This is a genomic window from Nocardioides sp. CFH 31398 (genome assembly GCF_022436705.1).
Taxonomy (GTDB): domain Bacteria; phylum Actinomycetota; class Actinomycetes; order Propionibacteriales; family Nocardioidaceae; genus Nocardioides.
In genome coordinates this window covers 135,516-149,927 of sequence record NZ_JAKUHT010000001.1, presented here as the reverse complement: position 1 = coordinate 149,927, position 14,412 = coordinate 135,516, and the positions used below count along the sequence as shown (strand labels likewise).

The 14,412-nt window shown below is 73.1% G+C and carries 15 protein-coding genes; 4 read left to right on the top strand and 11 right to left on the bottom strand.

All coding sequences use genetic code 11. From position 1 onward, the window contains the following. Positions 1–30: 30 nt before the first annotated feature. From MJ876_RS00730 to dnaK, 9 genes are all read right to left on the bottom strand, one after another. Positions 31–1,077 carry a hypothetical protein gene (locus MJ876_RS00730; protein ID WP_240234132.1) on the bottom strand — a complete coding sequence of 349 codons (1,047 nt, stop codon included), beginning with the start codon at positions 1,075–1,077 and terminating at the stop codon, positions 31–33. Between the two features lie 159 nt (positions 1,078–1,236). Then, on the bottom strand, positions 1,237–2,433 hold the full coding sequence (locus MJ876_RS00725; protein WP_240234131.1) for a homogentisate 1,2-dioxygenase: 1,197 nt from the start codon (positions 2,431–2,433) through the stop codon (positions 1,237–1,239). A 66-nt stretch (positions 2,434–2,499) separates the two neighbouring features. Further along, positions 2,500–3,312 carry an alpha/beta fold hydrolase gene (locus MJ876_RS00720; protein WP_240234130.1) on the bottom strand — a complete coding sequence of 271 codons (813 nt, stop codon included), beginning with the start codon at positions 3,310–3,312 and terminating at the stop codon, positions 2,500–2,502. A gap of 167 nt (positions 3,313–3,479) precedes the next feature. Next, on the bottom strand, positions 3,480–4,370 hold the full coding sequence (locus tag MJ876_RS00715; protein ID WP_240234129.1) for a hypothetical protein: 891 nt from the start codon (positions 4,368–4,370) through the stop codon (positions 3,480–3,482). A gap of 77 nt (positions 4,371–4,447) precedes the next feature. Then, a complete protein-coding gene (locus tag MJ876_RS00710; protein WP_240234128.1) occupies positions 4,448–5,626 on the bottom strand; it encodes a serine hydrolase in 1,179 nt (392 codons plus the stop codon). 124 nt (positions 5,627–5,750) lie between these two features. Beyond that, positions 5,751–6,188 carry a heat shock protein transcriptional repressor HspR gene (locus MJ876_RS00705; RefSeq protein WP_240234127.1) on the bottom strand — a complete coding sequence of 146 codons (438 nt, stop codon included), beginning with the start codon at positions 6,186–6,188 and terminating at the stop codon, positions 5,751–5,753. A 25-nt stretch (positions 6,189–6,213) separates the two neighbouring features. Beyond that, positions 6,214–7,377 carry a molecular chaperone DnaJ gene (gene dnaJ / locus MJ876_RS00700; protein WP_240234126.1) on the bottom strand — a complete coding sequence of 388 codons (1,164 nt, stop codon included), beginning with the start codon at positions 7,375–7,377 and terminating at the stop codon, positions 6,214–6,216. 55 nt (positions 7,378–7,432) lie between these two features. After that, complete coding sequence (grpE, locus tag MJ876_RS00695; protein WP_240234125.1) at positions 7,433–8,047, bottom strand: nucleotide exchange factor GrpE; 615 nt, start codon at positions 8,045–8,047, stop codon at positions 7,433–7,435. Further along, positions 8,044–9,924: a molecular chaperone DnaK gene (gene dnaK / locus MJ876_RS00690; RefSeq protein ID WP_240234124.1), complete on the bottom strand. Its 1,881-nt coding sequence runs from the start codon at positions 9,922–9,924 to the stop codon at positions 8,044–8,046. The genes grpE and dnaK overlap by 4 nt, the downstream gene beginning before the upstream one ends. A gap of 189 nt (positions 9,925–10,113) precedes the next feature. Here dnaK and MJ876_RS00685 point away from each other — a divergent pair, with 189 nt between their 5' ends. The 4 genes from MJ876_RS00685 (at position 10,114) to MJ876_RS00670 (ending at position 13,134) form a co-directional block, all read left to right on the top strand. Then, complete coding sequence (locus MJ876_RS00685) at positions 10,114–10,959, top strand: aldo/keto reductase (protein WP_240234123.1); 846 nt, start codon at positions 10,114–10,116, stop codon at positions 10,957–10,959. Positions 10,960–11,099: 140 nt separating this feature from the next. Further along, entirely contained in the window at positions 11,100–11,441 is a 342-nt protein-coding gene (locus tag MJ876_RS00680; protein WP_240234122.1) for a rhodanese-like domain-containing protein, read from the top strand. Positions 11,442–11,443: 2 nt separating this feature from the next. Continuing rightward, the gene (locus MJ876_RS00675; protein ID WP_240234121.1) at positions 11,444–12,100 is read left to right on the top strand and encodes a GAP family protein; all 657 of its coding nucleotides are present in this window, start codon (positions 11,444–11,446) and stop codon (positions 12,098–12,100) included. 17 nt (positions 12,101–12,117) lie between these two features. Continuing rightward, positions 12,118–13,134 (top strand): cation diffusion facilitator family transporter, encoded by a 1,017-nt coding sequence (locus MJ876_RS00670; RefSeq protein WP_240234120.1) that lies wholly within the window; start codon positions 12,118–12,120, stop codon positions 13,132–13,134. A gap of 85 nt (positions 13,135–13,219) precedes the next feature. Here MJ876_RS00670 and MJ876_RS00665 read toward each other — a convergent pair whose 3' ends face one another. Both MJ876_RS00665 and MJ876_RS00660 read right to left on the bottom strand, forming a co-directional pair. Beyond that, positions 13,220–13,666 carry a hypothetical protein gene (locus MJ876_RS00665; RefSeq protein ID WP_240234119.1) on the bottom strand — a complete coding sequence of 149 codons (447 nt, stop codon included), beginning with the start codon at positions 13,664–13,666 and terminating at the stop codon, positions 13,220–13,222. Positions 13,667–13,680: 14 nt separating this feature from the next. Further along, a complete protein-coding gene (locus MJ876_RS00660; protein ID WP_240234118.1) occupies positions 13,681–14,271 on the bottom strand; it encodes a hypothetical protein in 591 nt (196 codons plus the stop codon). Positions 14,272–14,412 lie beyond the last annotated feature (141 nt).

Below are 14,412 nucleotides of genomic sequence, written 5' to 3'. Positions count from 1 at the left end.
GTGTGCACCGGCCGGGGCGCAGTCCGCGTCTCAGGCGTCGCGGACGTCGAGGCCGTCGCGGGTGCGCAGCTCCGCCTCGACCTCCCGCAGGACCGTCGCCTCGGCGTGCAGGTCCCCCAGGAGGTCCTCGACGCGGGTGGCGACCCACTCGTCGGCGGCGCTGCGGCCCGGGAGCGCCAGCCCGTGGACGTCGTGGCCCACCGCCTCCACGGAGCCGACGGCGTCGGCCAGCGAGTCCCGCGCCGCCAGCGCCTCCGCGCAGGCGTCGCGCAGCTGCGCCAGCTGGCGCAGGACCTGCCCGCGCTGGCCTGCGGACGGGTTCGCCAACCCGGCCACGAGGTCGGGCACGAGGGCGGCCGCCCGGTCGACCACGGTCGCGGCCCCGGCCCGGGCCCCCGTGGTGTGCGACAGCACCTCCGCGGCGAGCCGGTCCCCGTCGTCCAGGTCGTCGAGCCAGGCGTCGAGCCGGGGTCGTCCCACCGTGCGGGGCGCCCGGTGGTCGTCGCGGCACTCCCACAGCGCGGTCCGGACGGCGTGCACCACCGCCGCGGCGTACGGCTGGTGGGCGGAGCGCGCGCAGACCGCGTCGGCCAGCTGGACGCGGCCGGTGAACGGCAGGGCCGTCGCCTGGTGACCGCGGCGCCGCCAGGCCGCGGGGTGCTCGTGCGGCGGCACCCGGTCGGCGAGGAGGAGCACGAGGACGAGGACGGGGATGACCAGGAGGAACCAGCCGCTCCCGTCCGCCGCCGCGGCGGCCACGGCCGTCAGCACTGCCGCGACCGCCGCCGCCGTGACCGACCGGGGGCTGGCGGGGAAGGGCAGCGCACTCGCCGTCCGCCGGGCGAGCGACGGCGAGGGCATGCGCTCGACGGCGTGCTCCCGGGCCAGGCCGACCGGGGCGCCGGGGTCGGTGACCACGACGTCGACGACCCGCGGGCCGGCCGGTGCGGTCCAGTGCAGCGGCTTCTCCCAGACCGCCACCCCCCAGGGGTAGTGGGCGACGGCCCACCGCGAGCCGCTGGTCATGACGGGCGGCTGCATGCGGTGGTGCTGCCACCACAACGCCGGCTGCGTCACGACCGGATCACCTCCGAGGGGGAGCCTTCCCGCTGGCTGTCGAGACTAACCCCGTCGTCCCACCCGCGCCGGTCGAGCGAGGCCCCCCACGGCCGGCGGCACCACCGCCGGTCGAGCCCGGGCTCGCTCACCGCTCGACCACCGTGGGGCCGGCTCCGGTCAGGAGTTCTTGTCCCACGACAGCGCGTAGGCACCGTCGTCACTGGCGAGGGCGGCCTCGCCGAGCTCGAGGGGCCTGAAGGTGTCGACCATGACCGCGAGCTCGTCGAAGCGTTCCGCGCCGAGGCTCGCCTCGACCGCTCCCGGCTGCGGGCCGTGCGCGTGGCCACCGGGGTGCAGCGAGATCGAGCCGATACCGATGCCCGTGCCCTTGCGGGCCTCGTAGTCGCCGCCGACGTAGAACATGACCTCGTCGGAGTCGACGTTCGAGTGGTAGTACGGCACGGGCACGGCCAGCGGGTGGTAGTCCACCTTGCGCGGCACGAAGTTGCAGATCACGAAGTTCGAGCCCTCGAAGACCTGGTGCACCGGCGGCGGCTGGTGCACGCGCCCGGTGATGGGTTCGAAGTCGTCGACGTTGAAGGCGTACGGGTAGAGACAGCCGTCCCAGCCCACCACGTCGAAGGGGTGGTGCGGGACGACGTGGATCGTGCCCGCGAGGCCGCCCGGACCGTGGCCACGGTGCTTGAGGTAGACCTCCACGTCGGTGTCCTCGACGACCCGCGGAGGGGTCGGCAGGCGCAGGTCGCGCTCGCAGTACGGCGCGTGCTCGAGGAACTGGCCGTACTTCGAGAGGTAGCGCTTCGGGGGCGCGATGTGGCTGGTGGCCTCGACGGCGTACAGGCGCAGCGGGCCGTCGCCCGACGGGACCCAGCGGTGGGTCGTGGCGCGAGGCACCACCACGTAGTCGCCACGGCCGACCTCGAGGTCGCCGAAGACCGTCTCGACGCGTCCCGCGCCGTCCTCGACGTACACGCACTCGTCGCCGACGGCGTTGCGGTAGAGCGGGGACGTCGCCCCGACGGCGGCGTAGGAGATGCGCACGTCGGCGTTGGCCAGCACGAGGCGCCGGCCGGTGACGGCGTCGACGTCGCGCCAGGCGTCACCCTCGAAGAGCGTGTGCAGTCTCAGGTGCAGCGGCACCAGGGGGTGGTTGGGCCGCGTCGTCTGGTCCGGCAGGTCCCAGGTGCGCGCCGAGCGGATCGCCGAGGGGATGTGGCGGTGGTAGAGCAGCGAGGAGTCGGAGGAGAAGCCCTCCTCCCCCATCAGCTCCTCGGAGTAGAGCGCACCGTCCGGGTCGCGGTGCTGCGTGTGCCGCTTGGGTGGTACGGCGCCCACGCGCTGGTAGTGAGCCATCGTCGGTCCTTCCCGCGCCACCACGGTGTGGCGCAGGTCGGACTCTTCCAGGCTCCCGGTCGGGTGTCAGTCCGCCGCCGACAGGAACGGGCGGAGGACCGCGAGCACGAGCTCGGGGTCGGCGTACCCGCCGAAGTGGGTGGTCCCGGGCAGCACCGCGAGCTGGGAGGCCGGCACGCCCTCGAAGTCGCCGTTGACGTCGCCGCCGCGCAGGCGCAGGAACGCCACGGCGTGGTCGAGCGAGACCATGTCGGCGTCGCCGACGGTGACCAGGGTGGGGGCGGCGATGCCGCGGATCTGCTCCTCGGTCCAGTCCGGCTCGGAGAAGATCGCGCCCAGCTTGTCGAGCAGGCCCTGCAGGTGCTCGTGGTCGGGGTGCGGCGACTTCGCGAGGTAGGTCGCCTCCATCGGGGTGCCGGCGATCATCTCGACCTTCATCTCGCCCACGGCGTCCGCGTTCTCGGAGCCGCGCATGCCGGCCTTGGCGTACGACACCGACGAGGCAACGAGGCGGCGGACCCGGTCGGGGTGGTGGACGGCGAGGCCGATCGCGACGTTGCCGCCGAGGCTGTAGCCGACGACGTCCACGCGGTCGATGCCGAGGTGGTCGAGCAGGCCCACGGCGTCACCGGCCATGTCGGCGGCGCGGAACGGGCGGTCGACGTCGTTGGTGCCTCCGTGGCCCTGCAGGTCCATGGCGACGACCTGGCGGTCGCTCGCGAGACCGTCGATGATGCCGCCGAACTGGAGGTCGATGTCGAAGAGGCCGCCGTGCAGGAGCAGGACGGGCGGCAGGCCGGTGGGCTCGCCGTGGATCTCGTAGTAGACGTTCAGGTCGCCGACGGGCGCGTGGCCGCTGGTGTGGGTCATGGTGCTCATGACCGGGAGTCTCCCGCAGACTCATCGGTGCGGGCCTCGACCGCTGGTCGAGGTGCGAGCGCTCGTCACGCTGGTCGAGGTGCGAGCGCAGCGAGCCTCGAGACCCCGTGACGGGCCCCGGTCCGGCTCACGTGGTGTCGAGGCTCCTCGCCGGCGCTCGTCGCACCTCAACCGGCGGTGGTGGGGCGCTCCTTCGTGTCGCGCAGCTCCGCGTCGACCTCGCGCAGGACGACGGCCTCGGCGCGCAGGTCGCGGAGGACCTCGCCGACGCGGTGGCGGCGCTCGTCGCGCTCGGCGTCGGCGGCGGCGAGGCGGAGGTCGGGGACGCCCGGGCCACGGGCCGCACGGGCGAGACCGGCCTCGAGCGCCTCGCGGGCGGCGTGGGCCTCGCGGCAGCCGTCGCGCAGGTCGCGCAGCTGCGCGACGGCCTCGCGCCGGGTGGTCTCGGACCCGGCGGCCATGACCGCGACGAGGTCGCGGGTCAGCGAGGCCGCCCGGTCCACGACGGCCCGGTGACCACCGGGCGCGGCACCGGCCATCGACCGGGCGTACATGACCACGCCGGTGGCGGCCTCGTCGGCGCGGTCGACGTCGGCGAGCCACCGGTTGAGCGCGGACGACGTCCGCGAGTCCTGCGAGCGACAGCCCCACAGCGCCGCGCGGACGGCGGCGGTCACCTCCGGGGCGTGCGGCATCTGGTGCGAGGCCGCGCGACGGGAGAGGGCGTCGGCGAGGTGGATGCGGCCGGTGAAGGGGAGCTTCGCCGTCCTGCCGGCGGGGCGGCGGGCGAGGCCGAACCAGCCCCAGCGGCCCCAGGCGGCCCGCCACCGCGACGACGGCACGTGGTCCAGCGCGGCGTGCACGGCGGCGTCGACGGACGCTCCGGGCTCCGCGACGGCCACCTCGACGACGCGGAGCCGCCGGTCGGGCTCGCGCCGGGTCGGGCAGTCCCAGAGGGTCGCTCCCCACGGGTGCGCGCCGACGACGAAGCGCTGGTGGGGTCCGCGCGACGGCGCGGTCATGCGGTGGTGGTGCCACCACAGCGTCGGCTCGGACACGTCCCCCACCTCCCCGTCCTCGGGGCAGGCTAACCGCGGCGACCCCTCGTCGTCAGGGGCCACGGACGCCCGAGGCCTCAGCCGAGGGCGTCGTAGAGCGCCTCCTCGAACTCGCCGTACACCTTCCACGCCTCGTCGGCGACGATGAAGGGCAGGGAGTTGGTGTAGATCGAGGCGCAGACCCCCGTCGCCCGGTCGACGAAGAAGTGGGTGTTGAACAGCCCGGCCCACGCCCCGGTGCCGGCCCGTCGGCGACCCGGCACGTCCCTCGTGTTCAGCAGCAGCCCGTAGCCCCACTTCCACCCCGGTCCGGCGTGGAGCGTGTCCGTGATGGGCGGGTCCGCGGTCGGGATCTCCTCGGGCACGTCGAGGTCGCCGATCTGGTTCGTGAACGCCGCGTCGACGGTCTCCTGCGACAGGATCCGGACGCCGTCCAGCTCGCCGCCGCGCAGCAGGGCGCGCTCGAACCGGATGTAGTCGCGCGGTGTCGAGTAGAGACCGTGGCCGCCGGCCCACCAGTCGGGCTCGGGGTTCAGGACGTTGCCGACCGACCCCCACTGCCCGTCCTCGCCCTTCACGTGGACGGTCACCGCGCGGGCGTGCGCGGCCTCGTCGGGGGCGAAGGTCGTGTCGTCCATGCCGAGGGGTCCGGTGATGCCGTCCCGGACCACCACGTCGAGCGTCGTCCCGGCCACGGCCTCGACGACGCGGCCGAGCCAGTCGGTGTTGATGCCGTAGGTGTAGGTCTCCCCCGGGTGCGCGGTCATGGGGGCCTTGAACGCCTCCATCGACCCGGGGACGACGTTCGGCACCCCGGTCAGCGCCTCGTAGCGCTTGAGGGGCTCGTTCCAGAACCAGTACGCCAGGCCGCTGGTGTGGGTGACGAGGTGGTGCACGGTCGCCTTCGTGCGCGGCTCGACCAGGATCGGGGTGTCGCCGTCGAAGCCCTCGAGCACCTTCACGTCCGCGAAGTCCGGCACGTACTCCTCGACGGGCGCGTCGAAGTCGAGCTCGCCGCGTTCCTTCTGCTGCAGCGCGGCCGCGGTGCAGACCATCTTCGTCATCGACATGATGCGGAAGACGGTCGACGTCCCCACGGGGTCGTCGGACTCTCCCGCGACGCGCGGCCCCGCGCCGCCCTCGTAGAACACGCCGTCCGCGTCGGCCGCGATCGCGGCGACGTGGGGCAGGTCGCGGTTCGCGACCGCCCGCTCCAGCACGGCGTCGATGCCGGCCGGGTCGATGCTCCTGGTCATCTGCGCCTCCTCACCGGGCCCGCCGGGTGCGACGCCCGTCACACCACGATGCCTCAGCGATGCCTCGGGCGGAACTGCCCGAACGGCAGGGAACCGCCGGTGAGGCGACCCGGGTCGAGCGGGGTCAGCGGCCGCGGCGCCAGACCACGACGGGCCCGGGCGACTGCTCGCGGAGCAGGGCGGGCAGGCGGGACGCCGCCACCGGGGAGGGCCGGGTGGACAGCGCCTCGCGCAGCGCCTCGCGGGTCGCCTCGAGCTCGGCCTGCAGCTCGGCGTTGCGGTGCTCCAGCGCGAGCGCGTGGTGCTCCAGGTCCATGATCCGGCGCACGCCCTCGATGCCGATGCCGGAGCCGGTCAGGCGGGCGATCTCCCGCAGCTGCTCGATGTCGCGACCCGAGTAGCGGCGCCCGCCGCCGGCGGTGCGCTCCGGGGTGATGAGCCCCATGCGCTCGTAGGTGCGCAGGGTCTGCGGGTGGAGCCCGGTGAGCTCCGCCGCGACGCTGATGACGTAGACCGCGGCGTCGGGCGGCGGGCCACCGGGACGGTGCACGGGTGCGTCCATGTCACTCACGGTCACTCACGGTCACTCACGCCTTCTCGAACAGGTTGGCGCGGAGCGTAGTCTCCCCGACCGCCGCCCGGTAGGCCTCGAGCGCCTCGCGGGCCTCGGTGCCGAGGCGGGCCGGGACCTGCACCTCGACGGTGGCGAGCAGGTCGCCGTTGGTGCCGTCCGCCTTGCGGCCGCCGCGGCCACGGACCCGGAAGGTCCGGCCGTTGGGCGTGCCGGCGGGGATCTTGAGGGTGACCGGCGCCCCGCCGATCGTGGGGATCCTGATCTCGGCGCCCAGGGCGGCCTCGTCGAAGGACACCGGGACGTCGAGGGTGAGGTTGTCGCCCTTGCGGCCGAACAGCCGGTGCGGGGAGACCTTGACGGTGACGTAGAGGTCGCCGTTCGGGCCGCCGTTCTCGCCCTTGGCGCCCTTGCCCTTGAGCCGGATCCGCTGGCCGTCCTTCACGCCGGCGGGGATGCGGGCCTGCACGGAGCGGTCGGAGCGACCACGCCCGGAGCCCTGGCAGGTCGGGCACGGCTCGTCGTACACGAGCTGGCGACCGCCGCAGACGGGGCAGGTCTCGGTCATGGAGAACGCGCCGCCCTGGCGCCCGGAGACGAAGCCGGCACCCTCGCACTCGGTGCAGATGTGCGGGCGGGTGCCCGGCTTGCCGCCGCTGCCCGAGCAGGTCGGGCAGGCGGAGTCGCTCGTGAGGCGGAGGGAGATGGTGACGCCGTCGAGGGCGTCGGTGAAGCCGATCGTGGCCGTCGTCTCGACGTCCGCGCCCTTGGTCGGCCGCGGCCGACCGGTGGTGCGACGGCCCCCGGTCTGACCGAACAGGTCGCCGAAGACGTCCCCGAGCCCACCGGCCCCGGCGGTCCCGCCGGGCTGCTGTCCACGGAAGAGGTCCGAGAAGTCGAAGCCCCCACCCTGCCCGCCGCCGCCGAAGCCGCCGCCGAAGGCGGGGCCCGCCGCGCGCATCTCGTCGTACTCCTTGCGCTTGGCGGGGTCGCCGACGACGTCGTACGCCTCGGCGACCTTCTTGAACCGGTCGTGCTTGGCGGTGTCACCCGGGTTGGAGTCCGGGTGGTTCTCGCGCGCCAGCTTCCGGTAGGCCTTCTTGATGTCGGCGGACGAGGCGTCCTTGGCGACGCCGAGGACGGCGTAGAAGTCCTTGTTCAACCACTCGGCGTTCGCCACGGGGACACCTCCTTCGGGTGCGCGGTCAGGGTGGGGGGCTGGATGGTGCGGGGCCTCAGGCCGGGTCGACCACGAGGACCTGGGCGGCGCGGACGACGCGGTCGCCGATCCGGTAGCCGGCCTTCACCACGGTCTTGACCGAGGTGACCTCGACGCCCTCGTCCGCCCCGAGGTGCGAGAGCGCCTCGTGCAGGTTGGGGTCGAAGGGGTCGCCCGCCTCGCCGAACCGGACGAGGCCCTGCTGGGCCACGACGCGCTCGAGCTGGTCGGCGACGGACTTGAAGCCGCCCTCGACCTCGCCGTGCTCGCGGGCCCGGTCGATGGTGTCGAGGACCTCGACCACCGGGCTGAGCACCTTGTACGCCGAGTTCTGCGCCAGCAGCTCGCGGTCGCGCTCGACGCGCCGCTTGTAGTTGACGAACTCGGCCTGCAGGCGCTGCAGGTCGGCGGTGCGCTCGGCGAGCTCCATCCTCGTGACGGTCAGCTCGTCGGACGCCGCGTCGCCGTCCGTGACGGCCTCGTCGAGGCCCTCCGCCTCGCCGACCGGATCGGTGAGGTCACCGAGGTCGCCGGGGTCGGCCGAGACCTCGACCGGCTCCTCGGGGGAGCCGGCCGGGGCCTGCGGGTCCGACTGGTCCGCGGGGTCGGGCTGCTGGTCGCCAGCCGTCACTTGGACTCACCCTCGGGCTTGTCGCCGGTGCCCGCGTCCTGGGAGGGGTCCTCGTCGACGATCTCGGCGTCGACGACGTCGTCGTCGGCCTCGCCCGTCGCGCCGGTGGTCCCGCCCGCGGCGGCCTGGTCGGCCTCGGCGGCGGCGTACATCGCGGCGCCCATCTTCTGGCTGGACTCGTTGAGCTTCGTGACGCCCGCGGAGATCTCCTCGGCGGTGGCCTCGTCGTTCTCGAGCGTGGCCTTCAGCGCGTCGACGTCGGCCTGGACCTCGGTCTTCACCTCGTCGGGCAGCTTGTCGCCGTTGTCGGTGAGGAACTTCTCGGTCGTGTAGACGAGGCTGTCGGCCTGGTTGCGGGTCTCGACGGCCTCACGACGCTTGGCGTCCTCCTCGGCGTACTGCTCGGCCTCCTTGACCATCCGGTCGATGTCGTCCTTGCTCAGGGCGCTGCCACCGGAGATGGTCATGGACTGCTCACGGCCCGACGCGGTGTCCTTCGCGGACACGTGGACGATGCCGTTGGCGTCGATGTCGAAGGCGACCTCGATCTTCGGCACGCCGCGCGGCGCCGGGGGCAGACCGGTCAGCTCGAAGTTGCCGAGCGGCTGGTTCTGGTTCCACATCTGGCGCTCGCCCTGGGCGACCTTGATCTCGACCGACGGCTGGTTGTCGTCGGCGGTGGTGAAGACCTCCGACCGCTTGGTCGGGATCGTGGTGTTGCGCTCGATCAGGGTGGTCATGACGCCGCCCTTGGTCTCGATGCCGAGGCTCAGCGGGGTGACGTCGAGGAGCAGGACGTCCTTGACCTCGCCCTTGAGGACGCCGGCCTGCAGGGCGGCGCCGACGGCGACGACCTCGTCCGGGTTCACGCCCTTGTTGGGCTCCTTGCCGCCGAGCAGCTCCTTGACCAGGTCGGTGACGGCCGGCATGCGGGTCGAGCCGCCCACCATGACGACGTGGTCGATGTTGGAGACGGCGACGCCGCCGTCCTTGAGCACCTGCTGGAACGGCTTCTTGGTGCGCTCGAGCAGGTCGGCGGTGAGCTTCTGGAACTCCGAGCGCGTCAGGCGCTCCTCGAAGTGCAGCGGGCCGGACTCGCCGTGGGTGATGTACGGCAGGTGGATCGTGGTCTCGGAGGACGACGACAGCTCGATCTTCGCCTTCTCGGCGGCCTCCTGGAGGCGCTGCTTGGCGATCTTGTCGGCGCCGAGGTCGACCCCGTTGCTGTTCTTGAACTTGGTGACCATCCACTCGACGATCCGGGAGTCCCAGTCGTCGCCGCCGAGGACGTTGTCGCCGGAGGTCGCCTTGACCTCCACGACGCCCTCGCCGATCTCGAGCAGGGACACGTCGAAGGTGCCGCCGCCGAGGTCGAAGACGAGGATCGTCTGGTCGTCGCCCTTGTCCAGGCCGTAGGCCAGCGCGGCCGCGGTCGGCTCGTTGACGATGCGGGAGACGTTGAGGCCCGCGATCTCGCCGGCCTCCTTGGTGGCCTGGCGCTGCGCGTCGGAGAAGTACGCCGGCACGGTGATCACCGCGTCGGTGACGGTCTCGCCCAGGTAGGCCTCGGCGTCCCGCTTCAGCTTCTGCAGCACGAACGCGCTGATCTGCTGGGGGGTGAAGGACTTCTCGTCGATCTTCTGGGCCCAGTCGGTGCCCATGTGGCGCTTGACCGACCGGATGGTGCGGTCGACGTTCGTGACCGCCTGACGCTTGGCGACCTCGCCGACGAGGACCTCGCCGGACTTGCTGAACGCGACGACGGAGGGCGTGGTGCGCGCTCCCTCGGCGTTCGCGATGACGGTGGGCTCGCCGCCCTCCAGGACGGCGACGACGGAGTTCGTCGTGCCGAGGTCGATGCCGACCGCTCGTGCCATGGGGTCCTCCTGTGCTCGTGGGTGACCGGATCGGTGCCGGTCGGGTTCGTGGGCCTCCGTCGTCGGAGGCGATGCCCCAAGTCTGACAGGAAAGGTGAGTCGACTCAACTCAGGTTTGCTCAGCCGTCGAGTGACGCTCGTCCTGCCGCTCGGAGGAATGTCCGGCGGCGGTCGGATGTTCCTCCCCGCATGACCGTTCCCACCGTGTCCCTGAACTCGCAGCACCAGATCCCCCAGCTCGGCTTCGGCGTGTTCCAGATCGACCCCTCCGACACCGTCGAGGCGGTCCTGAACGCGTTCGAGGTCGGCTACCGCCACATCGACACCGCGCAGATGTACGGCAACGAGCACGAGGTGGGTCAGGCCATCCGCCAGTCGGGTCTGCCCCGCGACGAGATCTACGTGACCAGCAAGCTGAACAACAACAACCACGAGCCCGACTCGGTGAAGAACTCGTTCGCCAGGTCGCTCGAGCTGCTGGGCCTCGACCGCATGGACCTGTTCCTCATCCACTGGCCGCTCCCGTCGCGCTACGGCGGCGACTTCGTGTCGACCTGGCAGGCCATGGCGGAGCTCGCGGCGAGCGGGCAGGCCTCCTCGGTCGGCGTCTCGAACTTCCAGCCCGACCACCTGCGCCGGATCGTCGACGAGACCGGCGTCGTGCCCGCGATCAACCAGATCGAGGTGCACCCGTACTTCACGAACGAGGCCGCTCGCGAGGCGAACGCCAAGCTCGGCATCGCCACGGAGGCGTGGTCCCCGATCGCGCAGGGCGGGGTGCTCGACGACCCGACCATCTCCGAGATCGCCGAGAAGCACGGCAAGTCCACCGCGCAGGTCACCCTGCGCTGGCACGTGGAGCGGGGCGACATCATCTTCCCGAAGTCGGTGACCCCGGAGCGCATCAAGGCGAACTTCGAGATCTTCGACTTCCGCCTCACCCCCGACGAGGTCGCCGCGATCAGCGCCCTCGACAAGGGCGAGGACGGCCGCACCGGCCCCAACCCGGACGTCTTCGACTACGTCCCGGAGTGAGCCCGCGCGTCCTCGACGCGCACCGGCCGCACGCACCGGCCCCACGACGCCCCCGGCCCACCGCCGGGGGCGTCGTCGCGTCCGGGCGCATCGGTGAGACTGGGGCCGACACCCCCGCCCGACGCCCTGGAGGAGCCCCCGTGACCGAGCCGACCGACGACATGATGGCCCGAGCCGCCCTCGCCCGTGAGCGCGTGCGGAACGAACCCGCCGACGAGGCCCTGGCCGCGGGGCGCGTCGTCGTCGACGTCCGCCAGCCCGAGGAGTTCGCCGCGGACCACCTCGACGGCGCCGTCAACATCCCGCTCGGCGAGCTCGCCGACCGTGCGGGCGAGCTCGGCGACCCCGGCACCGGAGTCGTCACCTACTGCAACGGCGGCAACCGCGGCGCTCTCGGCGCCGACACCCTCGGCCGGCTGGGCTGGACCGACGTGGTCAACCTGGACGGCGGGCTCCGCGGCGTGAGGGCCCAGGAGGGCTGAGGGTGGAGCACGTCCTGCTCGGCGTCCTGCCCCTCGGGCTCGCCGCGGCGGTCAGCCCCGTGATGCTCACGGAGCAGACCGTCCTGATGGCCGGACGCGGTGGACGCCGCCGGTCCTGGGCGTACGCCGTCGGCGCGCTCCTCGTCGCCGCCGCGTACGTCGCCGCCCTGGTCGCCCTCGGGCGTTCGGTGTCGCTGCCGGCGCTGCCCCGGCTGGACGGCGCCGCCGACGTGCTCATCGGCCTGGTGCTGCTCGCCATCGCCGCCGCCGTCCAGCGGTGGCCGCGACGCGCCCCGCGACCACGGAAGCAGCCCGCCCACCAGCACGGGGCGGGCGGGGCGTTCGCGTTCGGGGTGTTCTCGATGGTCACGGACGTCACCTCGCTGGCCCTCGTGGCCGCGGCGGCGAAGGACGTCGCCGCCGCCGGGCTGGGCGGCGGGACCACGGTGCTGCTGGCCTCGTTCCTGGTGCTGCTCGTCGCCCTGCCCGCCTGGCTGCCGCCCGCCCTCGCCGCGGCGGCCCCGGGGCCGGCCGCCCGTGCCCTGCGCGCCGTCGAGGGCACCGTCCGCCGCCACTCCCGCCGGATCGCCGTCGTCCTCACCGCCGCGGCCGGCACCTACCTGGTGCTGCGTGGACTCCTCCGGGTGGTCACAGGCTGAGGGGGCACCCTGACGAGGTGGCGGACCGACGGGCGCGAGCACCGGACCAGGAGCAGCAGGGCTCCGGCGGCGAGAGCGCCCTGACCGTGATCGTGGCCTTCCTCGCGAACCTGCTGGTCGCGGTCGCGAAGTCCGTCGCGGCCGTCGTGAGCGGCTCGGCCGCGATGGTCGCCGAGGCCGCCCACTCGTGGGCCGACACCGGCAACGAGATCTTCCTGCTCGTCGGCACCCGCAAGGCCGCGAAGCCCGCCGACGAGACCCACGCCCTCGGCTACGGCCGGGTCGGCTACGTGTGGTCGATGTTCGCGGCCTTCGGCCTGTTCTCCGTGGGCGCGGCGGTGTCGGTGTGGCACGGCGTCCAGAGCCTGGTCTCGCCGGAGGCGGAGCCGTCGACGTCGCAGTACGGGTGGGCGTACGGCGTCCTCGCCGTCGCCTTCGTCCTGGAGGGCACCTCCTTCATGCAGGCCTTCGGGCAGACCCGGCGCGGTGCCCGTCGCCGACGGCTCCACCCGGTCCGCTACGTGCGGGAGACCTCCGACCCGATGCTGCGGGCCGTCGTCCTCGAGGACTCCGCCGCGCTGGTCGGCATCCTCGTGGCCGCCGGTGCGATGGCGCTGCACCAGGTCACCGGTGTCGCCGCCTGGGACGCCGTGGGCTCGATCGTCGTCGGCGTGCTGCTCGGTCTCGTCGCGCTGTTCCTCATCGACCGCAACCTCGACCTGCTGACCGGGGAGGCGGTGACGCCGCTGGCCCGGCACCAGGCCCTGACCCGGCTGCTGGAGCACCCGGCCGTGGAGAGGGTCAGCTACCTGCGCATGGAGTGGGTCGGCGCCGACCTGATCTTCCTCGTCGCCGCCGTGGACCTCGTCGGCGACGTCCCCGAGTCGGCGGCCGCGTCGAGGCTGTGGGAGGTCGCGGACGCGATCGAGTCCCACCCCGAGGTCGTCCGCGCGGTCATCACCCTCGCCCGGCCCGACGACACCGCCTCCCTCACCCCCGAGCCCCTGCCGGAGTGGTACCGCGAGGACGCCTGAGGTCCCTCGTCTGCGAGGCCGTGTCCGCCGTACATCACCCCAGGTCGGGTTCCGTCCGCGAGGTCGTCTGCTCGACCGCCTGGTGTCAGGCGAGGTTGGTCCAGGACTGGAGGTCGCGGCGGATCGTCAGCAGCTGCGGCGGGTCCGTGAGGTCCTCGCTGATCTGCGGCAGGGCTCGCAGCTGGTAGTCGACGGCCTCGATCGCCAGCGCCCGGTCACCGTCGTTCAGCCGACCGGTGAGGCGGAGCAGGACGAACGCGGCGCCGACGACCAGGGCGGCGGTGTCGACGCCGTCGATGCCCTCCATCGGCCCTGCGACCTCCCGCACCTCGTCGGGCTCGCACTCGAGGACCGTCGCCAGGGTCGGGTCCGCGATCAGCTCGTCGCGGCGGTCCGCCCAGGTCCAGAGCAGGTCCGAGCCCTCGTCGGAGCCGAACGGGGCGAGGTCGTCGCCCTCGTCGTCGTACAGCGGGTCCGTGAAGTGCTGGGCATACCCGAGCGCTGCGTCCGGCAGCGAGAAGTTCTCCGTCACGGCTCCTCGATCCGTCAGGCGATGGTGACGGTGACCTCGTTCGAGGCCTCGTCGCTGCCGGTGTCGAGGACGCGGAAGCGGTTCTCGCCGGTCTGGGAGGTGATGATGAAGGTGCTGAAGGTCTCGCCGGTGACCGTCGCCGTGATGGGCTCGGTGCCGAACTGGACCCAGCCGCCGTTCTCGAAGCGCTGGACGACGAGGCTCGCGCCCTCGCCACCCGGGTAGACGCCGGTGAGGTCGATCTGCTCGCCGGGCGAGACCTCGGTGGAGCCGGCCTGCAGGGAGATCTCGGACTCGGGCTCCTCCGACTCGGACTCCGACTCGGACGGCGAGGGCTCCGTCGACTCCTCCTCGTCCGGCGGGCCGCCCGGCAGCGTGAACAGCGGGCCGTCCGGCGGCTCGGTCTCCTCCGGGGACGGCATCACCAGACGGGCTCCCGGGCCCTCGCTGGAGCTGGCGGTGGAGGTGTCGTCGAGCCCCAGGACGCGGGCGCCGAAGAACGTCGCGCCGCCCGCGAGCAGGCCCACGACGAGGCCCACGGCGACCAAGGCGATCAGACCGGTCCAGATAGACCGCTTCTCGTCGTCCCGCACGTGCCTCGACACCCCACCCGTTGCTCGACGTCTCTCGCTCGCGGCGTCCGGCCCCCGCGGCATTCGTCCTCATTGTCGTGGAGTCGGCCAAGAATGGCCATCTGGCCTCCACAGGCGTCGCGCGCGCCGCGTCCTCCACAGGCCGGACGGCGG